The 21,545-nt window shown below is 69.6% G+C and carries 15 protein-coding genes; 9 read left to right on the top strand and 6 right to left on the bottom strand.

Annotation, left to right across the window (positions count from 1 at the left end; genetic code table 11):
• Positions 1 to 71 precede the first annotated feature (71 nt).
• Positions 72 to 554 (top strand): RrF2 family transcriptional regulator, encoded by a 483-nt coding sequence (locus HDA45_RS03675; protein WP_378317345.1) that lies wholly within the window; start codon positions 72 to 74, stop codon positions 552 to 554.
• A gap of 203 nt (positions 555 to 757) precedes the next feature.
• Here the strand turns inward: HDA45_RS03675 and HDA45_RS03670 are convergent, their stop codons facing one another.
• Entirely contained in the window at positions 758 to 2,047 is a 1,290-nt protein-coding gene (locus tag HDA45_RS03670; RefSeq protein ID WP_184891884.1) for an MFS transporter, read from the bottom strand.
• A 66-nt stretch (positions 2,048 to 2,113) separates the two neighbouring features.
• On the opposite strand from HDA45_RS03670, the gene HDA45_RS03665 reads away from it, so the two are divergent.
• Complete coding sequence (locus HDA45_RS03665; RefSeq protein WP_184891883.1) at positions 2,114 to 3,064, top strand: Lrp/AsnC family transcriptional regulator; 951 nt, start codon at positions 2,114 to 2,116, stop codon at positions 3,062 to 3,064.
• Here the strand turns inward: HDA45_RS03665 and HDA45_RS03660 are convergent.
• A complete protein-coding gene (locus tag HDA45_RS03660; protein ID WP_184891882.1) occupies positions 3,054 to 3,854 on the bottom strand; it encodes an NmrA family NAD(P)-binding protein in 801 nt (266 codons plus the stop codon). The genes HDA45_RS03665 and HDA45_RS03660 overlap by 11 nt on opposite strands.
• Before the next feature lie 140 nt (positions 3,855 to 3,994).
• Between HDA45_RS03660 and HDA45_RS03655 the strand changes: the two genes are divergently transcribed.
• Positions 3,995 to 4,210: a hypothetical protein gene (locus HDA45_RS03655; protein ID WP_184891881.1), complete on the top strand. Its 216-nt coding sequence runs from the start codon at positions 3,995 to 3,997 to the stop codon at positions 4,208 to 4,210.
• 167 nt (positions 4,211 to 4,377) lie between these two features.
• Positions 4,378 to 6,954: a glycoside hydrolase family 3 protein gene (locus HDA45_RS03650; protein ID WP_184905264.1), complete on the top strand. Its 2,577-nt coding sequence runs from the start codon at positions 4,378 to 4,380 to the stop codon at positions 6,952 to 6,954.
• Between the two features lie 88 nt (positions 6,955 to 7,042).
• Here the strand turns inward: HDA45_RS03650 and HDA45_RS03645 are convergent, their stop codons facing one another.
• Positions 7,043 to 8,242 (bottom strand): oxygenase MpaB family protein, encoded by a 1,200-nt coding sequence (locus HDA45_RS03645; protein ID WP_184891880.1) that lies wholly within the window; start codon positions 8,240 to 8,242, stop codon positions 7,043 to 7,045.
• Positions 8,243 to 8,357: 115 nt separating this feature from the next.
• Between HDA45_RS03645 and HDA45_RS03640 the strand changes: the two genes are divergently transcribed.
• Entirely contained in the window at positions 8,358 to 8,987 is a 630-nt protein-coding gene (locus HDA45_RS03640; RefSeq protein WP_184891879.1) for a TetR/AcrR family transcriptional regulator, read from the top strand.
• On the opposite strand, the gene HDA45_RS03635 is transcribed toward HDA45_RS03640, so the two are convergent.
• Positions 8,941 to 9,606, bottom strand: coding sequence for a TetR family transcriptional regulator (locus tag HDA45_RS03635; protein WP_184891878.1), 666 nt, complete (start codon positions 9,604 to 9,606; stop codon positions 8,941 to 8,943). The genes HDA45_RS03640 and HDA45_RS03635 overlap by 47 nt on opposite strands.
• Before the next feature lie 79 nt (positions 9,607 to 9,685).
• Between HDA45_RS03635 and HDA45_RS03630 the strand changes: the two genes are divergently transcribed.
• The 3 genes from HDA45_RS03630 to HDA45_RS03620 are packed head-to-tail and all read left to right on the top strand — an operon-like array spanning position 9,686 to position 12,848.
• Entirely contained in the window at positions 9,686 to 11,065 is a 1,380-nt protein-coding gene (locus tag HDA45_RS03630) for an FAD-dependent monooxygenase (RefSeq protein WP_184905262.1), read from the top strand.
• Positions 11,066 to 11,091: 26 nt separating this feature from the next.
• Positions 11,092 to 12,297: an MFS transporter gene (locus HDA45_RS03625; RefSeq protein WP_184891877.1), complete on the top strand. Its 1,206-nt coding sequence runs from the start codon at positions 11,092 to 11,094 to the stop codon at positions 12,295 to 12,297.
• Entirely contained in the window at positions 12,294 to 12,848 is a 555-nt protein-coding gene (locus HDA45_RS03620; protein WP_184905260.1) for a TetR/AcrR family transcriptional regulator, read from the top strand. Before HDA45_RS03625 ends, HDA45_RS03620 begins: the two co-directional genes overlap by 4 nt.
• A 316-nt stretch (positions 12,849 to 13,164) precedes the next feature.
• Here the strand turns inward: HDA45_RS03620 and HDA45_RS03615 are convergent, their stop codons facing one another.
• Both HDA45_RS03615 and HDA45_RS03610 read right to left on the bottom strand, forming a co-directional pair.
• A complete protein-coding gene (locus tag HDA45_RS03615) occupies positions 13,165 to 14,130 on the bottom strand; it encodes an aldo/keto reductase (RefSeq protein ID WP_184891876.1) in 966 nt (321 codons plus the stop codon).
• Between the two features lie 2 nt (positions 14,131 to 14,132).
• The gene (locus HDA45_RS03610) at positions 14,133 to 14,933 is read right to left on the bottom strand and encodes an SDR family NAD(P)-dependent oxidoreductase (protein WP_184891875.1); all 801 of its coding nucleotides are present in this window, start codon (positions 14,931 to 14,933) and stop codon (positions 14,133 to 14,135) included.
• A gap of 301 nt (positions 14,934 to 15,234) precedes the next feature.
• On the opposite strand from HDA45_RS03610, the gene HDA45_RS03605 reads away from it, so the two are divergent.
• Positions 15,235 to 21,543, top strand: coding sequence for a type I polyketide synthase (locus HDA45_RS03605; protein ID WP_184891874.1), 6,309 nt, complete (start codon positions 15,235 to 15,237; stop codon positions 21,541 to 21,543).
• Positions 21,544 to 21,545: the final 2 nt, after the last annotated feature.

Here is a 21,545-nt window from a genome sequence, read left to right as displayed (position 1 = left end):
GGACACCTCATGTCCGAGATAATACTCAGACACATTGTGTCCGAGTCAAGAGGCGGGTTAGAGTCATCCGGGTGAAGATGTCCGGCGGGGTCGAATGGGCCCTGCATTGCTGCGTCGTGCTGACCTCGCTCGACGAACCCGCGCCCGCCGCGCGCCTGGCGCAGCTTCACGACGTCTCCCCGAGTTACCTCGCGAAGCAGCTCCAGGCCCTTTCCCGGGCGGGCCTCATCCGTTCGGTGCAGGGGAAGGCCGGCGGCTACGTCCTCACCCGGCCGCCTTCGGAGATCACGGTGCTCGACGTCGTCGAGGCGATCGAAGGGCCCGGCCCGGCCTTCATCTGCACCGAGATCCGGCAGCGCGGTCCGATGGCGACACCGCCCGAAGCGTGCACGGCGCCGTGCGCCATCAGCCGCGCGATGGCCAACGCCGAAGTCCAGTGGCGCGCGGCGCTGCGTGAGATCACCATCGCGAATCTGGCCGACGACGTCAGGGGCGACTACGGTCCGGGCGCGCTGGCGGGAATCGGCGCGTGGTTCAAGGCCGCCGACGGCTAGGTGAAGGGCGCTTTCCCCGCATGCGATGCGAGGAAAGCGCCCTTCGCCGCGTGAGACGAGGGGCCACTTCTCTGCCCCTGCGGGCGTGATCTCCGCTCAATCACGCGAGTTCGCCTTCTGATCACGCGAGTTGCCCGCCCGATCACGGGTGATCTCCATCCAGCCACGCGAAGTCTGTATCGGATGCCGTACAGCAAGCAGGATCACAGGGCTCTAGGCCGCATCAACGCGGTGGCCGCCATCGTCGCGATCACCAGCGCCGCCGCGAGCGAGAACGCCTGCGCGGGGGAGTGTCCGCGCAAGTAGACGGTGCCGAACACCGCGACACCCAGCGTCGCGCCCAGTTGCTGCACCGCGTTCAGCAGTCCCGCCGCCGATCCGGTCTCTTGTGGACGGACGCCCGCCAGCGCCGTGGTGAAGAACGGCACCGTGAACAGTCCCAGCCCGAGCCCGCCGATCCCGAGCGCGGGAAGCAGCGGCCCCACCGTCGCCAGCAGGATTCCCGCGAGCAGCAGCGTCAGCCCGGCGAAGGCGACACGCAGTCCGTAGCGGGGCACGAGCCATCTGCCCGCCGCCCACGACGAAACCGCGAGCCCGCTCGACCACGGCAGCAGCGTCAAGCCGGATGTCAGCACACCGAGCCCCTCGTCGAGTTGCTGGTGCAGGACCACCATGAGCATCAGTCCGTTCATCACCGAGAAGAACAGAGCCGACGCCACCAAGGCCGCGGGGAAGCCACGGCGGGCGAACAAACTCGGCTCTACCAAAGGGTTCCGCCTGTTCCGCTGGTGGAGCGCGAACAGCACGAGCACGGCGGCGCCACCGGCGAACTGGCGCCAATCCCACTTGTCGATCAGCGGGAACACCAGCAGCCCGACGCCGAGCGAGACGAGCACGGTGCCAGGGACGTCCAGCCGGACCGGCCGCTCGGCGCGATCTTCCGGCAACAGCCGTGCCGCCACGAGGATCGCGATCGAGATCGGCACGTTCACCAGGAACGCGGCCCGCCAGGACACCAGATCCGTCAGCAGGGCACCGAGCAGCGGCCCGCTCACCGCGGACAGGCCGACCACCGGACCGTTCCAGCCGAGCGCCGCGGCCAGTGCCGGGCCGGTGAACAAGACCTTGATCAATCCGATGGTCTGCGGGATCACCAGTGCCGCCGCCATCCCCTGCACCCCTCGCGCGCCGATCAGCACGCCGGTGCCCGGCGCGAACGCGCAGCACACCGACGCGAGCGCGAACACGGCGACACCGGACAGGAACACGCGGCGACGGCCCAGCAGGTCGCCGAGCCTGCCGCCGGTGATCAGGAGTACCGCGAACGGGAGTGTGTACGCGGCGCCGAACCAGGGAATGGCGGACGCGGGTCCGCCGAGGTCGGCGTGGATCGCCGGACCGGCGACCTGGGTGATCGTCGCGTCGAGCACGTTCATCGCTTCGGCCGCGAGCAGGATGGCGAGCGGGGCCGAACTGGTCTTCGTCACTTGCATGGTCGAGATCGTGCGGCGAAGATGAGTTCTGTTCCAGGAACCGGCTCCGGATGGACGATATATTCCATGCTCGACGGCATCGACCGCGCTTTGATCCATGCGCTGCATCTCGACGCCCGTGCGCCGTTCAGCCGGATCGGCGCGGTGCTCGGCGTCTCGACCCAGACCGTCGCCCGTCGCTATCAGCGGCTTCGCGCCGAGGCGGGATTGCGTGTGGTGGGCCTGCCCGATCCCGATCGGGCGGGGCTGACGCAGTGGCTCGTGCGGCTCACCGCGCAACCGGCCACGGCGCGGACACTCGCCCGCTCGCTGGCCCGACGGCCGGATACGTCCTGGGTGAAACTCACCTCGGGCGGCACGGAGATCGTGACGATCGCTCATACGCCGAGGCAGGCGCAGAGCGCCATGTTGCTGCACGACATCCCGCGCACCGCGAGCGTCACGGCGGTGTCCGCGCATTTCATCCTGCACACCTACCTCGGCGGCCCGACCGCTTGGCACGGACGCGTCACCGCGCTGACCGAGGAACAGCAGGACGCTTTGCGGCCACCGGAATCCGTCGCCGAGGACGTCCCGCCGACCGCGGCGGACCACGCGCTGATCGCCGCCCTCCGGCACGACGGCCGGGCGAGCATCGCGGACCTCGCCGCCGCGGCGGGCCTGGCACCGGCGACCGCGACGCGCCGCCTTTCCGACCTTCGCGCGCGGGGCGCGGTCTTCTTCGACGTCGAGATCAGCGCGGCCTTGTACGGCGTGACCACGCAGGCCTTCCTGTGGATGGCCGTCGCGCCGGCGGATCTCGACGAGGTGGCGACGACGCTGGCCACCCACGAGGAGCTGGCCGTCGTCGTCGCCACCACCGGGCCGACCAATCTGGCCGCGCAGGCGCTATGCCCGGATCCCGCCGCGTTGCACCACTACCTCACGCACCGGCTCGGTGCGCTGCGCGCGATCCACACGGTGCACACCGCGCCGGTGCTGGAAATCGTGAAGGCGGTCGGACCGCTCACCGGCTGAACCGGTCCGTATGCTCCGCGACCCACTGGGCGAACGTCCGGGCCGGGCGGCCGAGCACCTGCTCGACGGTGCGGTCCACGGTCCTTGCCTCCACCGGCGGATCGCTGTGCCAGCCGACGACGTATTCGGCGTCCGCCGTCGAGACGCCGTCGGCCAGCAGCCGATCGATCGCCTGCTGCCGCGTGATCTGCTCCAGATCGAGGTCGCGGCCGAGGGCGGCGCCGAGGATCGCGATCCGTTCACGTGTCGTGAGCGCCTCGGGGCCGGTCAGGTTGTAGACCTTGCCCGAGTGCCCGTCCTCGACGAGCGCGGTGGCGGCGACGGCGCCGATGTCGCCCTCGTGCACCACCGCGCCGGGGAGGTCGAACGGCTCGCGGACAACGCCGTCGGCGCGGACGGAATCGGCCCAGGTCAGGGCGTTGGACATGAACTCCTGCGGCTCCAGCCTCGTCCATTCCACGCCGGACTCGGCCATGGCCTGTTCCGTCGGGCCGACGTAACCGCCCCACACGATGGTCATCCGCCGCACTCCCGCGGCCACGGCGCGCTTGACCAGATCGGCGCCGACGTCGGCGAGACCGGCCGTCACGGTGATGTGCAGCCGCGTGACCCCGTCGAAGTCCAGCGTTTCGGGCGCGGTGTGGGTGCCTTCGACCAGTTCGACACCCGCCGGAAACCGGGCTCCCGAGGGATTCCTGGTGAGTGCGCGGACGCGTTCCCCGCGCCGGACGAGCTCGGCCACCACGTGGCGGCCGGTGTTCCCGGTCGCCCCTGTTACCAAGACGGTCATCGTTGTTTCCCTTCGTTTCCCGCGAAGGTAAAAGGTCGAGTAATGTAGAGGTCAAGCGGACCGGTCAGGAATCGAGAAGCGTTCGCACCGGGGTCGTCCCTAGCGTCATCCGCACAGGAAAACGACGCCGAGAGGTTCCCATGAGCAAGCGCATCCGGACGTTCCACCGCTGGACGTCCCTCGTCTTCGTCGCCACCGTCATCGTCTGCTTCGTCGTCGTCGCGCAGGACGATCCGGCCGAGTGGGTGCTCTACACGCCGCTGCCGCCGCTCTTCCTGCTGATGTTCAGCGGTCTCTACCTGTTCGCCCTGCCGTACACCGCCAAGCGGCGCAACCGGCGGCACGTGGCCGGGTGACGGGTCCGGTCTTAGTTCACGGCAAAAATTAACTTTCGCCGTACTCGCCCGAAACCCTTGACGTGCTCGCCCCGGTCCGGTGAGGATCGGCCGGTCCCGCCTCCCGCAGAATGGACCAGACCATGGCAAGACGTTCTCGTGCGCGCCGAAGTCCGCTCATCGCCCTGATGAGCCTCGCCCTGCTCGGCGGGGCCGTGGTGGCCGCGCCGTCCGCGGGGGCGGCCGAACAGCCCGTGATCGGGAAGCCCACGCTCGACAGGGACGGTTGCGCCCGGATCGAGAAGAGCCTGCCGACCCTCGCCGACTGGCCGAAGGTCGAGAGCCGGTTCAAGGGCAAGACCGGCGACGAGGCGCGGATCGCCCAGATCCTCGGGGGAATGACCCTCGAGGAGAAGGTCGGGCAGATGACACAGCCCGAGATCGCCGCCATCACCCCCGACGAGGTCCGCCAGTACTCCATCGGCTCGGTCCTCAACGGCGGCGGCTCGTGGCCGAACCAGGACAAGCACGCTTCCCAGCAGGATTGGCTGAAGCTCGCCGACTCCTATTGGGACGCCGCCAAGACCAGCCGGACGAAGATCCCGGTGATCTGGGGTATCGACGCCGTGCACGGCAACAACAACGTGTACGGGGCCACCGTCTTCCCGCACAACATCGGTCTCGGCGCGGCGCACGACCCGTGCCTGGTGCGCGACATCTCCGCGGCGACGGCCCGGCAGATCCGCGCCACCGGCCAGGACTGGGCCTTCGCCCCGACGCTCGCCGTGGTGCGGGACGACCGCTGGGGCCGTACCTACGAAGGGTTCTCCGAGGACCCGCGGATCACCCGGGCCTACGGCTACGAGGCGATCAACGGCCTCCAGGACGGTTCGACCAAACGCATCGGCTACAACGGCGTGATCGGCACCGCCAAGCACTTCATCGGTGACGGCGGCACCCTCAAGGGACAGGACCAGGGCGTCAACCCGTCTTCCGAAGCCGAAATGATCAACGTCCACGGCCAGGGCTACTACGGCGCGCTCGCGGCGGGCTCCCAGACCGTGATGGTGTCGTTCAACAGCTGGACCAACGCCGAACTCGGGATCGACGAAGGCAAGCTGCACGGCAGTGACAAGGCGCTGAACCAGATCCTCAAGGGCAAGATGGGCTTCGACGGCCTCGTCGTGTCCGACTGGAACGGTATCGGCCAGGTTCCGGGCTGCACCAACGCCTCGTGTCCGCAGGCGATCAACGCCGGCATCGACATCGTGATGGTCCCGCACGACTGGAAGGCGTTCATCGCCAACACCGTCGCGCAGGTCAACGGCGGGCAGATCCCGGTCTCGCGGATCGACGACGCGGTGACCCGCATCCTGCGCGTGAAGCTGCGCTCCGGGCTGTACGAGTCGCAGAAGCCGTCGGACCGTTCTTACGCGAACTCCGACGACGCGCTGAAGGAGACCTGGCTGGCGCGCGACGCCGTCCGTTCGTCGCAGACGTTGCTGAAGAACAACGGCAACGTGCTGCCGCTGAAGCCGAAGTCCAAGGTGCTGGTGGTCGGCAAGAGCGCGGACAGCATCCAGAACCAGACCGGCGGCTGGACGCTGAGCTGGCAGGGCACCGGCAACACCAACGCCGACTTCCCGAACGCCACGTCGATCCTGACCGGGCTCAAGCAGCAGCTCGGCGACGTCAACGTCACCTTCGACGAGAAGGGCGACGCCGACCCGAAGGGCTACGACGCGGTCATCGCGGTCATCGGTGAGACCCCCTACGCGGAAGGCGTCGGCGACCTGACCCGCAAGACGTTGGAGGCTTCGAAGCTGTACCCCGAGGATCTGGCCGTACTGGACAAGGTCCGCGGCAAGGGCGCTCCCGTCGTCACCGTCTACGTCGGCGGCCGCCCGCTGTACATGAACAAGGAGATCAACCGCTCCGACGCGTTCGTGGCGGCCTGGCTGCCCGGTACCGAAGGCGGCGGCGTCGCGGACGTCCTCGTCAAGGGCGGTTTCAAGGGCACACTGCCGTACTCGTGGCCGAAGAGCGCTTGCCAGACGCCGCTGAACGCGGGCTCGGCGGAGTACGACCCGCTGTTCAAACTCGGCTACGGCCTCAAGACCGGTCAGCGCGTCACCGTCGGGCAGCTGGACGAGACCGTCGGCCCGATGGCCTGCGGGTCGACCGGTGGCGGTGGCACCGCGACCGAGGATCTCGAGGTGTTCAACCGCACCGATGTCGCTCCGTACAAGGGTTTCATCGGTTCCGCGCAGAACTGGGGCGGTACCGAGATCGGCCCGGACGGCGCCGCTTCGCACGCCGAGATCGCGGTCGTGCAGTCGGACGTCAACGTGCAGCAGGACGGGCTGAAGGCGACCTGGACCGGCACCGGTCCGGCGCAGCTCTACTTCCAGAACCCGGCCGGTACCAACGATCTGCGCGGATATCTCAACGCCGACGCGGCACTGGAGTTCGACACGATCGTGCAGGAGGCGCCCGCCAACCGGACGGTGATCAGCATGCACTGCGTCTACCCGTGCTTCTCGGAGGTGAACGCGACCAAGTTGTTCACCGACTTGGCGGGTGCGCCGAAGTCGACGGTGAAGATCCCGGTGTCGTGCTTCGCCAACGGGCTGGACCTGGAGAACATCAACACGCCGTTCCTGGTGTACACGGACGGCAAGTTCTCGGCTTCGTTCGCGAACATGCGGTGGGTGCCCAAGGGCGCTCAAGATCCTGACGCGAGGCCTTGCTCGAGTCTGAGCTGACCCCAGGTCTCGTGAGTGGTAAGGACGGTTCTAACCGTCTGTCTGAGTTCAGGACAGCCGGTTCTAACCGTCCTTACCACTCACGAGGTCACGAAGGCCGGTTCATGTCCGGAATCTCGATGTGGACCGGCCTGCCTCCCGAGAGCCACAGCCGGATGTACTGCCGGATCGCCTCGTCCAGCACCCAGGCGACCGGCGGTACCAGCGGCAGCGGGATCAGCTTCTCGTGGAAGGCCACCAGCGCCGGGAACGCAGTGCCGATCAGCAGGTCCCAGATCCGCTCGCGCGGGATGCCGTTCCACTCGGAGAACCGGTCGCCGATGATGTACCGGGCCAGCGCGTTGACCATCGGCCGGTCGACACCGCCGGGGCTGGTCTGGTCGGCGAGCATGTCGAGGAGGATGTCGGTGAGTTCGACGCCCTCGCGGGTCGGCCCCATCGCCGGGTCCAGCACCTGCTTGGACTGGGCGTTGGCCGCGTCCCAGGTCGACGGCAGATACTCGTCGCTGATCCCGAGCATATGGCCGGTCACCTGCCAGATGTGCAGGTATGCGGCGGAATGCGCGGGGGAGACGCGGACGCGCCACTCGGTCAGCTTCTGCATCGTGTAGGTCGGCAGGGTGTGCCAGGTGACGAGCATGTCGTTCTGGCTGATCGGGATTCCCTGCTGCCAGTGCGGCGACTGCGGCAGCAGATGCCGGACGGCGGCGTGCACGAGGCGGGTCTTCACCGCCGACACGATCATCTGGCCGTCGGGGCGGTAGGCGTTGAGCGAGCCGACGTCGTAGCCGAGTTTGGCGGTCTTCGCGACGCGGTCCTTCATGTCCGCGCCGCCCTTGGAGTAGTAGACAGCCCGGGCCTCGTTCGGGATGGCGGTGCTCAGCATCCCGCCGCCGAGCCCGTTCAGCAGGTTGACGAAACGCCCGCTGACCTTCATGAAATCCGCGGCCTTGTCCAATTCGGACTGATCGGCCCACGACGGGAGCCGTCGCGCGTACTCGACGAACTCCCGCAGATCCGGTGGGAGCCCGGACGGCGTCGGCTGGTCGTTCCTGGTCCAGGTCCGCAGCGCGCGGTTGACCTCCGCGACCTGCCCCCGGTCGAGGACCGCGGCGACCACCGGATCGGCTTCGGCGTCCCACACCCATTTCGGATCGGTGCCCGCCCCCGCACCGGCCACCGAACCGCTCGGACTCCACGCCCAGGCAGGCTGGGCCATCCCCATGGCCCCCAGCAGGGTCACTCCGCCACTGACGATCAGCATCTTGCGTCGATTGAGTTCGGTCATGCGCCAGTACTCCTCCTTGAGTCCCGGACCTGCGGGTTGGTACTGTGATACAAGTAGTGCAACCGCGTATCTCAAGGAGAGCACAATCGTCGCGAAGACACCAGACCCGGATTCTTTGCTGGAGCGCGCGCTCACCGACGCACTCGAACGCGCCGAAGAAGGCGACGCCATCGCGCTCCGGCTGCTCGACGCTGCCTACGAGCAGTTCTGCCGGATGGGGATCCGGCGGTCCACGATGGAGGACGTCGCGCGCCGGGCCGGCGTCTCCCGGATCACCGCCTATCGCCGGTTCGCCACCAAGGACGCGCTCGTCGAACAGGTCGTGCGACGCGAGTTCCGGCGCTACTTCGACCAGTTCCTGCTCGACATCCAGCAGGCCGAGACCGCCGCGGACAGGGTCGTGTTCGGCTTCGCCAGCGCGCTGCGGGCGATCCGGCACAACCCGCTGATCGGCGGGCTGATGGCCGTCGAGCCCGACGTGCTCGTCCCGTCGATGGTCAGCGACGGCGGCAACACCCTCGCGACGGTGCAGCGGTTCGTCGCGGGGCAGCTCCGCCGCGAGCAGCAGGCGGGCAACGTCTCGGAAGACGTCGATGTCGAACTCGTCGCCGAACTGATGACGCGGGTCTCCGCGTCGTTTCTGGTCACACCCAGCCAGGTCGTCGATCTCGACGACGACGAGCAGGTCCGCGAAGTGGCTAGGCGGTTCCTGGTTCCGATGTTGCGGCCGAAACGAGGCCGCTGATCAGCAGGTCCAGTGCCCGGGCGAAGTCCCGCTCGGGGTCGACGGCTTTCAACGCCGGTATCGCGCGGCTGAAGTTCGGCAGGACGGCCGGGTCGACGCGCCGGAGGTAGAGCTCGGCCTGCTCCTGTTCGGCTTCGCCGCGGCGCGGCATCGTGAAACCGACGGTCGTCAGCAGCAGGGAGCCGAAGATGAGGCTGTTCAGCGCGCCCAGTGTCTGGCGGACGCCGCCGTCGTCGAATCCGGCTTCGTAGAGCGCGCCGATGAGATCGTCGAGCGGTTGCAGTGCTCGCAACGAGTCCGGGTTGGCTTCGTCGGTGGCCAGCGCCATCGGCACGACCGGATGCCGGGCGAGCGCGCGGTAGATGTTGAGCGCGGTGACGCGTATCCGTTCCGGCCACGGTGAATCCGCGTCCGCGCGCTCGATACCGCTGTAGACGCGTTCCGCGATGCCGTCGAGGATGTCGGTCTTGTTCTGGACGTGGTTGTACAGCGCCATCGCTTCGACGCCGAGCGTCTTGGCGAGCTTGCGCATCGACAGTCCCTTGAGGCCCTCTTCAGCGGCCAGGGCGAGCGCCGCGTCCAGGACCTTCTCCCGGTTCAACGGTTCTCTCCGCGTCATCCCACGTCCCTCGCTTGACAGGTTTACGGTGTATCTATCATATTTACAGCGTAAATATACGCTGTAAATGCGGGGTGTCGTGAACGACGTGATCATCGTGGGCGGGGGACCGGTCGGCCTGCTGCTGGCGGGCGAGCTCCGGCTGGCCGGAGCCGATCCGCTCGTCTTGGAGTCGGCCGACGGGTCCGCCCGTGGGAATCGGAGTTTCGGGTTGCGCGGGATCAACGGCCGCACCTCGCAGTCCTTGCGGCTGCGTGGCCTGACTGACGCGTTCTCGAAGGTGCAGGCCGAGATGCCCGGGCTTGCGCGGCAGTTGAGGGGAAGTCGCTCCAGGGGGCATTTCGCCGGGTTGCCGCTCGTCGAGGACGAGGTCTCGCCAGATGCGGCCGTCGGGTTCATTCTCAGACAGCATGTGCTGGAACGGGTCCTCGCCGAGTGGGCGACAGGGCTCGGCGTCCGGATCCGTACGGGCCACGAAGTGGTCGACATCGCGCAGGAGAACGACGCGGTCCGTGCCGTGCTCGCCGACGGCCGTTCCGAACGGGCCGCTTATCTGGTGGGGTGCGACGGCGGTCGCAGCGTCGTGCGGAAGCGGGCCGGGATCGCGTTCCCCGGTACGGAGCCGACGATGACCGGACGGGTCGCCCGCGCGGAACTCGCCGATCCCGGCGCGGTGAAGTCGTCCATGCACGGCCCCGGCGGGATGGTGCACGTCGGGATGGTGCCGGGTGAGATCGCCACGATGGAGTTCGACGGCGGACCGGAAGACCGCGACGCGCCGATGACGGCCGAGGAAATGCGGGCGAGCGTCGGCCGCGTCAGCGGGATCGACGTGACTGTCACCAGCCTGGACGGGGGAATCCGCTTCAGTGACAACACGCGTCAGGCGGCCACCTATCGGCGAGGACGCGTGCTCCTGGCGGGCGACGCCGCCCACGTGCATTCGCCGATCGGCGGCCAAGGGCTGAACCTCGGGCTCCAGGACGCGATGAACCTCGGGTGGAAACTGGGCCTGGTGGTGCGAGGCGCCGCACCGGAGTCCTTATTGGACACTTACACCGCGGAACGGCATCCGGTCGGCGAGCGGGTCCTGCGCAACACTCGGGCCCAGGTCGCGCTGATGCGGCCCGGACCGCAGGTGGCCGCGCTCCGGGAGGTGCTGGAGGAGACCCTGGGGATCCCCGCGGCCAAACGGCATTTCATCGCGATGGGCAACGGGGCCGACATCGACTACGCGCCGGGCTCCGTCCCTCCGCTGGTGGGCCGCTTCGCTCCGCTGCCGTTGTTGTCCGAGGACGGTCGCGCGCTTCTGGTTTCCGGCGCCGGTTCGACCTTCCTCGCGAGGCCGGACGGCTACGTCGCCTGGGCCGCGCCCGACGGCGAGACGGCTGGGTTGGACGAGGCGCTCGCGCTCGTCACGGGAGGCGTGTATAAAGTGAAACGAGTGTTCAAAATGTAACGACTGTTCAGGTTGTGGAGTGTGCCGTGGCAGACCAGTACCGAGAGCTGTTCTCCGCGAAGGGATCGCTCGCCTTCTCTTCCGCCGGGCTGGTCGCCAGGATCCCGGTCCCCATGATGGGGATCGGGATCATCACCATGCTGGCGCAGACGCACGGTGACTACGGCCTCGCCGGACTGGTCTCGGCGGCGTTCACGTTGTCCATGGCGCTGCTCGGACCGCAGGTCTCGAGGCTGGTGGACCGCCGGGGGCAGGGCAGGATCCTGCTGCCGGTGACGGGGATCAGCGTGCTGGCGCTCGGCGCGCTCCTGCTCTGCGCCCGCTTCGGGGCGCCGGACTGGACGTTGTTCGTGTGCGCGGTCCTCGCCGGGTTCATGCCCAGCATGGCGGCGATGGTCCGGGCCCGGTGGTCGCGGCTCTACCGCGACTCGCCGCGGCTGCACACGGCGTTCGCGCTCGAAGCGGTGGTCGACGAATTGACCTTCGTCATCGGGCCCGCGCTGTCGGTGGCGTTGTGCACCACCGTTTTCCCGGAAGCGGGACCGTTGGCCGCCCTGGTGCTCCTCGCCGTCGGGGTGCTGTTGTTCGTGGCGCAGCGCGGGACGGAACCGCGTGTCCTGCCGTCGAGCGGGCCGGCGGGGAGTTCGGCGATCCGGCTGGGCGCGATGCGGGTGCTGGTACTGACGCTGGTGGCGGGCGGTGTCATCGTCGGCACCGTCGACGTCGTCAGTGTCGCTTTCGCGCGGCACGTCGAGGCACCGGCGGCGGCGGGCATCGTCGTTTCGGTCTACGCGGTGGGCTCCGCGATCTCGGGACTGGTTTTCGGGACGCTCGAGCTGAGAATGTCGCCGCCTCGCCTGTTCCTGATCGGCACCGCGGGCACGGCCGCGAGCGCGGTGCCGTTGCTGGTCGTGGACGGCGTCATCGGCCTGTGTGTGGTGGTCTTCGTCGCCGGATTGTTCTTCTCGCCCACGATGATCGTCGTCATGGGGATGATCGAGAAGATCGTCCCGGCGGAGAAACTGACCGAGGGGATGACGTGGGCGATCACCGGCCTCAGCATCGGTGTCGCCCTCGGTGCCGCGGTGTCGGGAGAGGCCGTCGACCGCTTCGGACCGGATGGCGGCTTCACCGTCGCGGTCGTCGCCGGTGGCTTGATCATCCTGATCGCCCTGCTCTCGTATCCTCTGCTGAGCCGGAAGACCACGATCCGTGAGGAGGCGGCACGCTGAACGAGCCGATCGCCGACGGCCGTCTCGCCAAAGGTGAGCAACGCAAACGCGAACTGATCGAGGCGACCCTGCGCATCGTCGCGAGGGACGGCGTGTCGGGAGTCAGTCACCGCACGGTCGCCCGTGAGGCGGGTCTGCCCGCGACGGCGGCCGCGTACCACTTCCGGGGGATCGAGGACCTGCTGACGGCCGCGCTCACCCGCTGCATGGACGAAGACGCCGAGAGAATGCGCGTCCTCGCCGCGGAAACCGGCGGCGACGCCTTGCCGAGATTCGCCGCACTGCTGGCCAGGGTGGCCGCGGAACCCGGGCATCTGCTGGCGGAGTACGAGCTGTACCTGCTGGCCGCGCGAGAGCCGAGACTCCGCGAGTCGACCGACCGCTGGATGGCGGCCCTGGCGGACTTCGCGCGACGGCACACCGACGATCCGGTGCGGGTCGAGATGATGGTCGGGCTGGTGGACGGGTTGCTGCTGCAGGGATTGCTGCGGGACGAACCACCGACGGCGGACCGGTTCGAAGCCATCCTGCGGACCGCGCTGGTCTCGTGAGTGGCGTTGTTGGCTGAACCAGAGGTGAGCGAGGGCGTGACTCGCGTGTTTGGAGACGGATCTCGCGTGCTCGGACGCCGAACTCCGTGATCGCCGCCCAATCACGCGAGATCCGTCTCCAAACACACGTGATCGCCGCCCGGTCACCCGTGAACACCCTTCCCTCGATAGAACCGGCATTGCCACTCACAACACCGTGTGCTGGGTGACCCCCTTCCTTGCCGGGACTGAAGGTTCCGGCCATCGCGAGGGCCACACCAGCTTTCGCGACACGGCTGCTCGGCATCCCGTCGCCAGCCTCGCTCACGAGGGCCGGTCAGCCGGTCGCGGGCGGCGACCACGTCAGCCGTGGATCCGTCTGGATGAAGCTCCCCAGCAGCTGATCGATCCGCGTCAGCACGTCGAGGTCCAGCACCACCCCGGACGCCTTCGCGTTCTCGGTCACCTGGGCGGCGGTGCTCGCCCCGGTCACCACCGAGGCGACGGTGTTGTGCTGCAACGTCCACGCGAGCGCCAGCTGGGCCATGGTCAGCCCGGCGTCGTCGGCGACGCCACGCAGCATGCCGACGCGTTCGAGGAGATCCGGCAGGAGCAGCGGCCGCGCCTCGACCGACTTCGCGGCCCGTGAGCCCGGCGGGATCTCGCCCGGCCGGTACTTGCCGGTCAGCACGCCTTGCGCGAGGGGGACAGAGGCGAACTGGCCGATCCCCGCGCGTTCGCACACCGGCATCACCTGTGCCTCGGCGACTCGCCAGAGCATCGAGTAGTGCGGCTGGTTGGCGATGAGCGGGACGCCGTGACGGTCGGCGATCGGCCGCGCCTCCAGCAACTGTTCGGCCGTCCATTCCGCCGTACCCGCGTAGAGGATTTTCCCCTGCCGCACCAGATCCGACAGCGCCAGGAACGTCTCCTCCAGCGGGGTGCGGTAGTCGAACCGCAGTAACTGGTAGACGTCGACATAGTCGGTGCGCAGCCGCCGGAGCGAGCCGTGCAGCGACGTGACCAGGTGCTTGCGGCCGAGGCCCGCGTCGTTGGCACCCGGGCCCTCGGGCCAGAACACGCCGGTGCACAGGACGAGATCGTCGCGGTGCACGTGGCTCAGCGCCTCGGCGAGGTTCTCTTCGGCGGCGCCGCCGTCCCAGGCCGCGGCGGTGTGGAAGGTGGTGACGCCCGCGTCCAGCGCGGCCTGGACGCACTCGGCGCCGTCGGGATGCGTGAGCCAGTTGCCGTACGAGATCTCGCTGACGGACAGTCCGCTCGCGCCGAGCCTGCGGTGATCCATGCTCACCTCTTCCGCGCGCCGGTTTCGAGGATGGTCTGGTCGATCCATTCGTCGAGTCCCGCGGCCTTGCGTGCGTAGGTCTCCCGCACCGATTCGTGCGGCAGGATCAGGAATTCTTCCGAAGCCAGGCCGTGGATGACGGATTCCGCGACGTCCTCCGGTTCCAGCAGGGGCGCCAGGGCCGCGATGGCGAGCGCGGCGGGGTGCCCGGCGGCGATCCCCGGTTCCAGCAACGCGGTCCGCACACCGAGCGGGCACAGCGCGCTGACCCGCACCCCGCGTGGCCGGTAGGTGATGGCCAGCCATTCGGCGAGTCCGACGGCCGCGTGCTTGGTCACCGAGTACGGCGCGTCGCCGGGGGTGCCGAGCAGACCCGCTCCCGAGGCCGTGATCAGCAGATATCCGTGACCCCGGCTCAACATCGCGGGAAGCGCGACCTGTGCGGCGTGCACATGCTGCATGACGTTGATCGCCCACGATCGCGACCACTGCTCGTCGGCGGCGTGCACGCCGGTCCCGAACGCGGCACCGGCGTTGGAGCAGAACAGGTCCACCGGACCGAACTCCGTACGCGCTTCGGTCACCAGCATCTTCAAGTCCTCTTTGGACGACGCATCGGCGTGGCGCGCGATCGCGGCACCACCCGAGGCGCTGATCTCGGCGACGACCTTCTCGGCCGCGTCGAGATCGAGGTCGGAGACCACCACTCCGGCGGCGCCCTCGGCGGCGAACCGCCGGGCCATGGCGGCGCCGATACCGTGTGCCGCGCCGGTCAGCACGACGACTCGTCCTGTCACTTCCACATGCGCTCCATGGTTATCGATTCTGCTTTCGATGACAATTCTTCTGTTTTGTTACGCCGGTGAGCAACGCCTTGTCGAAATCTGGAATGCGAGTGATAAAAGTGCAGGTCAGACGCTTGTTCTGCGAGTGTCGACATATTTGTTTCCGGCGCCGGACTTTAGCATGCGTTCCCTTGTTTTCCGAGTTTTCACGCGGGAGTATTGCGCTCTCTGCGGCAAGTAGGTTATTTCTTGGGAATCCCGCTGAAGATCGCCGAACCCGGCGAGGTTCGACCAGCCCAGCCGAACAGGAGGTCCGCCGGTGAGTCATGCGACGGCGCGCACGCGGGTACTCGGCGTCAACCCGCTCGGACGTCCGGATCCGGGGCTGGCGGCCGCCGTCGCCAGGGGCGGCGGCCTCGGGGTCGTGGAATTCGGGTCCACAGTGGACGGAGGGGTCCCGTTCGGGGTCCGGATCCCGAACGGGCGTCACGTGCGGTACGAAGAGGTGCGGGAAAGCGGCGCGGGGCTCGTCCTGCTGGCCGAAGGGGCAGTTTGGCAGGGCAGGGGCGACCTCCCCGTGCTGGCCGAGGTGACCGGCGTCGAGCAGGCCGTCCGGATGCTCGACGCCGGCGCCTCTGGTCTGGTGGCGAGGGGAGCCGAAGCGGGCGGCTCGGACCTCACGACGTTCGTCCTGCTGCAGCGGTTGCTGGAACGGTTCGGCCACGACATCCCGGTGTGGGCGTACGGGGGCATCGGGCCGAGGACGGCGGTGGCGGCGATCGCCGGAGGCGCGGCGGGCGTGGTGCTCGACGGACTCGGCCTGTTCCCGGAGGCCGATGTGCCCGCGGCGGAACGGAAAGACCTCGCCAGGGCCGACGACGGGCTCTCGGCGTTGTTCGCGAATCGCTTCGAGGACGCGGAAAGCGCTGTCCGGTCGGTCGTGCGTTCCCTCGCCGCACCGCCGTCGGTGAGCCCCTCGGACCAAGGCGTACGGCTGTGCCGCACGTTGGGGACCCGGCTGCCGGTCGTGCAGGGACCGATGACGCGGGTGAGCGACCAGCCCGGGTTCGCCGCCGCCGTCGCCGGGCACGACGGGTTCCCGTTCGTCGCGGTGGCCACCGCGAACGGCGCCAAGACCGCCGAATTGCTCGGCCGCACCGCCGAAGCGCTCGGCGAACGGCCGTGGGGCGCGGGCATCCTCGGCTTCGTCCCGGAGGCCTTGCGCGCCGAACAGCTCGCGGCGGTCCGCGCCGCGCGCCCGCGGTGCGTGCTGATCGCGGGCGGAAAACCCGCGCAGGCCAAAACACTGGAGGCCGACGGGATCGCGACCTTCCTGCACGTGCCGTCACCGATCCTCCTTCGGCAGTTCCTCGACGCCGGGATCCGCCGGTTCGTCTTCGAGGGCGCCGAATGCGGCGGGCACATCGGTCCGCGCTCGAGTTTCGTGCTGTGGGAGCAGCAACTGGACGTCCTGCGCGAACACGGCGCCACGGACGTCGAGGTGCTGTTCGCGGGCGGTGTCCACGACGCCCGGTCCGCCGCGATGGTCTCGGCGATGGCGGGACCGCTCACCGGCGTCGGCGTCCTGATGGGCACCGCGTACCTGTTCACCGAGGAAGCCGTGACCCACGGCGCCATCACCGAGGTCTTCCAGGACCGGGTGCTCGACGCCCGGTCCACGGTCACGCTGGAGACCGCGCCCGGTCATCTCACCCGCTGCCTGCCCAGTCCGTACACCGACGAGTTCGCCGCGCTGAAGGCCGGGCTCCGCGCGGACGGGATCCCGCCGCAGGAGAGCTGGCAGCGGCTGGAGGAGCTGAACACCGGACGCCTGCGGATCGCGAGCAAGGGGATCCGGCGCGACGGCGACGCTCTCGTCGAGGTCGACACCCTCGGCCAGCTCGCCGAGGGGATGTACATGGCGGGCCAGGTGACCGTCCTGCGTGAACGGCGCACCGACATCGCCACCCTGCACCGCGAGGTCACCGACGGCGCGGCGGATCTCCTCGCCGCCCGTGTCCCGCCCGAAGAGTCCGTTGTGGACGGTGACGTCGCCATCGTCGGCATGGCTTGCGTGTTCCCCGGTGCCCCCGACCTCCCGGCCTTCTGGTCGAACATCCTGCGTGGCGCGGACGCCGTCACCGAAGTGCCGGACCAGCGCTGGGACAAGACGGTCTACGCCGGCCAGTCGACGTCCCACTGGGGCGGTTTCCTGCCGCCCGTGGACTTCGACCCGCTCGCGTACGGCATCCCGCCGAAGTCGATGGGCAGCATCGACCCGGCTCAGCTGGTGTCGCTGCAGACGGCACGGCGCGCGCTGGAAGACGCGGGCTACGGAGAAGGCGGCTTCGACCGCGAGCGCACCAGCGTCATCTTCGGCGCCGAGGCCGGGGGAGACCTGGCGAACGCCGGAGTTCTCCGCGCCTTGCTGCCCAGCTATCTCGAAGACGTCCCGGAAGAGCTGCTCGCACAATTGCCGGAACTGACCGAGGACTCGTTCCCCGGCACCCTCGCCAACGTCATCTCCGGCCGGATCGCCAACCGGCTCGACCTCGGCGGCACCAACTACACCGTGGACGCCGCGTGCGGTTCCTCGCTGGCCGCGCTGGACCTCGCGGTGAAGGAACTGCGGGCGGGGACGAGCTCGATGGTCCTGTGCGGCGCCGTCGACCTGCACAACGGCGTCAACGACTACCTCATGTTCACCTCGGCGGGCGCGCTGTCGCCGACCGGCCGGTGCCGCCCGTTCGACTCGGCGGCGGACGGGATCGCGCTCGGCGAGGGCGTCGCGTGCCTCGTGCTCAAGCGGCGGTCCGACGCCGAACGCGACGGCGACCGGGTCTACGCCGTGGTCAAGGGCGTCGGTGCCGCCAGCGACGGCAAGGCGCTCGGTCTCACCGCGCCGCGCCCCGAGGGGCAGCGGCGAGCGCTGGCTAGGGCCTATCGCGACGCCGGGGTGTCTCCGGCGGACGTCTCGCTGGTGGAAGCGCACGGCACGGGCACGGTCGTCGGCGACGCCACCGAACTGACCACGCTCACCGAGTTCTTCCTCGACGCGGGCGCCGAACCGGGCGCGTGCGCGCTGGGTTCGGTGAAGAGCCAGATCGGCCATACGAAATGCGCCGCGGGGCTGGCGGGCCTGATGAAGGCGGCGCTGGCGCTGTGGCACGAAGTCGTGCCGCCCACGCTGCATCTGAGCAGGCCGAACCCCGCCTGGGACGCCCAGCGCAGTCCCTTCACCTTCTCCACCGGTGCCCGGCCGACGCCGGTTCCGCGCGGGCGCGAGTTCGCCGGAGTGAGCGCGTTCGGGTTCGGTGGGACCAATTTCCACGCGGTACTGGCCGCACCGGGTGTCCCGCCGGACCGCCGGCACGGGCCGCGCGACTGGGACGCCGAGCTGGTCCTGCTCCGCGGTTCCGATGTGGACGGTGCCCGTGCCGCGCTGCGCGAACTGCTCTCGGCGAACGAGAGCCGTCCGCTGCGGGAAATCGCCGCTCTCGCCGCTGAACTAGGCGGATCCGAGCCGGTGCGGCTCGCCGTCGTCGCGAGCGATCTCGAGGAGCTGCGCGAGGCCGCCGAGAACGGGGGCGGGCTCACCGCGGGGTACACCGAAGCCGGTCCGATCGCCTTCCTGTTCCCCGGTCAGGGCAGCCAGCGGACCGGGATGCTGGCGGATCTGTTCGTGCATTTCCCCGAACTGGCCGACGTCCTGCGGCTCGCCCCGGACATCGCCGCGACCGCCTTCCCGCCGCGGGCCTTCGCCGAAGAGGCACGCGCCGCGCAGGACGAGGAGCTCAAGGACACGCGGGTCGCGCAGCCCGCGCTCGGGCTCGTCGAGTCGGCCGTGTGCCGGTTGCTCGCCGACCTCGGTGTCCGGCCGGATCTGCTGGCGGGGCACAGCTACGGCGAGCTGGCCGCGTTGTCGGTCGCCGGCGCTTTCGACACCCCGACCCTGGTGGCGCTCAGCCGGGCCAGGGCCCGCTCGATCGCCGAGGTCGCGGGTGCCGACCCGGGCGCGATGGCCGCCGTGAAGGCGTCCCGTGCGGAACTGGCCGCCGCCCTCGACCGGCCGGACGTCGTCGTGGCCAACCACAACGCACCGGAACAGACTGTCCTTTCCGGACCGACCGCCGCCGTGGAGGAGGCCGTCCGAGTCTTGCGCGGCCAGGGGATCGGGGCCAAGCGGATCCCCGTCGCCTGCGCTTTCCACAGTCCGCTGGTGGCCGGGGCGAGCGACGTGTTCGCCGTCGATCTCGACAATGCCGAGATCGACGAGCCCGGTCTGCCGGTGTGGTCGAACCGCACCGCCCGGCCGTACGAAACCGGGACGGTACGCGCCGGACTGGCGGCGCAGATCGGCTCGCCGGTGCGTTTCGTCGAGCTGATCGAGGACATGTACGCGGCGGGCGCGCGCACGTTCGTCGAGGCGGGCCCGGGGCAGGTGCTTTCCCGGCTGGCCAAGGACATCCTCGGCGACCGGCCGCATACCGTGATCGCGTGCGATCCCGGCGGCCCGGGGCTGCGAGGGTTCCTCACCGCGCTCGCGCGCCTGGCGCTCACGGGCGTCGAGGTGCGCACCGAACGGCTCTTCCGCGGCCGCGTCCGCGTCGGCCCGCTCCCCACGCCCGCCTGGACCGTGGACGGCCAGACCGTCCGCGCGCCCGGCGGCGAGGTCCCCGCCCATGGGCTCGTGCCCGCCCGACGAATCCCGAGGACGACCATGAACCAGCCCGCGCCCGGTCGTGACCAGGCCGTCGTCGAATTCCTCCGCACCAGCCGGGAGATGCTGGCGGCGCAGCGGGACGTGATGCTGGGATACCTCGGCACCGCGCCCCTCGCCCCGGCTCCGGCCCCGGTCGCGCCGGTGCTGCTGCCGCCGGTCGCGGTACCGGCGGTGACCGTACCCGTCGCCGAGCCGGAACCGGTCGTGGAGGAAACCGCCGTCACGGACGTCCTGGCCACCGTGATCGGCGCGATCAGCGAACGCACCGGCTATCCGGCCGAGATGATCGACGCCGATCTCGACCTCGAAGCGGATCTTTCCATCGACTCGATCAAGCGCACCGAAATCGCGGGTTCGCTGCTGGCGAAGCTCGGGCTCACCGGACGGGTGCACGACGACGCCCAGGATCAGCTCAGCCGTGACCGGACGGCGAGCGCGCTGGCCGCGCGGCTGCGGAAGTGGCTCGAACCGGCGGCCCCGGTCGCCGTGGCACCGGCCACGACCGAAGCCCCGGCGGGCCGAGCGCCCGGCCGCTACCTGATCGGCCGCGTGCCCGCGCCGCTCGGGACGCCCGATCTCACCAAGGTGCGCGGCAAAACGGTCGCGGTGAGCTTCGAGCCCGGACAGGAGGAGCTGGCCGAGTCGGTCCGCACGGTGTTCGCCGAGGCGGGTGCCTTGCCGGGGGAGCGGGGCGAGTCCGACGTCGTCCTCGTGCTGAATCCGCTGTCGGACGCCGAAGAACCGGTCGCTGCGCAGGTCTTCGGGCTGCTCAAGGAGGCCAAGGGCGCGGTGGTCGTGGTGGCGAGGCCGGGGTCCGGGCACACCGCCGGGCTGCGCGGGCTCGTCCGGGCCGCGGCGCGGGAACGGAGTGAACCGACCAGACTGGTCGAGCTGGAGTCCACTGTGGACCTCGCGCGGATAGTGCTGGAGGAGGTGATCGCCGAGGGACCTGCCGCCGTGCGGTACGACACCGCCGGGCGCGCGGCCTTCGAGCCCGCCGCGGGCTCTCTCGGCTCGATCGCCTACGCCGGCGCCGGCCCTGACGGCGGCGAGACCAAGGCGCTCGGACTCGGCGCGGACTCGGTGTTGCTGCTGATCGGCGGCGCGCGGGGGATCACCGCGCGGGCGGCGGTCGCGCTGGCGTCGAGCGGATGCCGGATCGAACTGGCCGGGCGCACCCCGTGGCCCGCCGAACCCGGTGACGAGGACCTGCCCGGCGATGCGCCGGGGATGCGCTCGGCCTTGGCCGCGCGCGGCGGTTCGCTGGTGGACATCGAACGCCGCGTGCGCACCGTGCTCGCCCAGCGCGAGATCGCCAGGACGCTCGACCAGATCACCGCGGCCGGTGGTACCGCGGCCTACCGATCGCTCGACGTGCGCGACGCCGCCGCCGTGCGGCAGGTGGTCAAGGATTTGCACACCCGGCACGGACGGATCGACGGTGTCGTCCACGCGGCCGGGGTGATCGACGACAAACTGATGGCGGACAAGGACGAGCACTCGTTCCGCACGGTCTACGGGACCAAAGTGGACGGTGCGCGGGCGCTGCTCGACGCCCTGGAGCACTTCGGTGTCCGGCCCGGGTTCGTGACCTTCTTCGGCAGCATCGCCGCCGTGCTCGGCAACCGGGGGCAGACCGACTACGCGGCGGCGAACGACGCACTGGAGACCCTCGGCGAGCAGTGGGCGGATCGCACCGGCTGCCGGGCGCTGACCGTCCACTGGGGACCATGGGCGCCGTCGGACGACCACGCCGGCATGGTGTCGCCCGAACTGGCGCGCGAGTACGAACGCCGGGAAGTCGCGCTGATCGATCCGGACGAGGGCACCTCCGCGCTCCTGCGCGAGCTGGCCTACGGCCCGGCCGACGTCCGCTCGGTGCTGTACACGGCGTCGCTGTGGTGAAT

Source organism: Amycolatopsis umgeniensis (genome assembly GCF_014205155.1).
Lineage (GTDB): Bacteria > Actinomycetota > Actinomycetes > Mycobacteriales > Pseudonocardiaceae > Amycolatopsis > Amycolatopsis umgeniensis.
The sequence above is the reverse complement of the archived record's forward strand: the minus strand, read 5'-3'. Positions and strand labels throughout refer to the sequence as shown.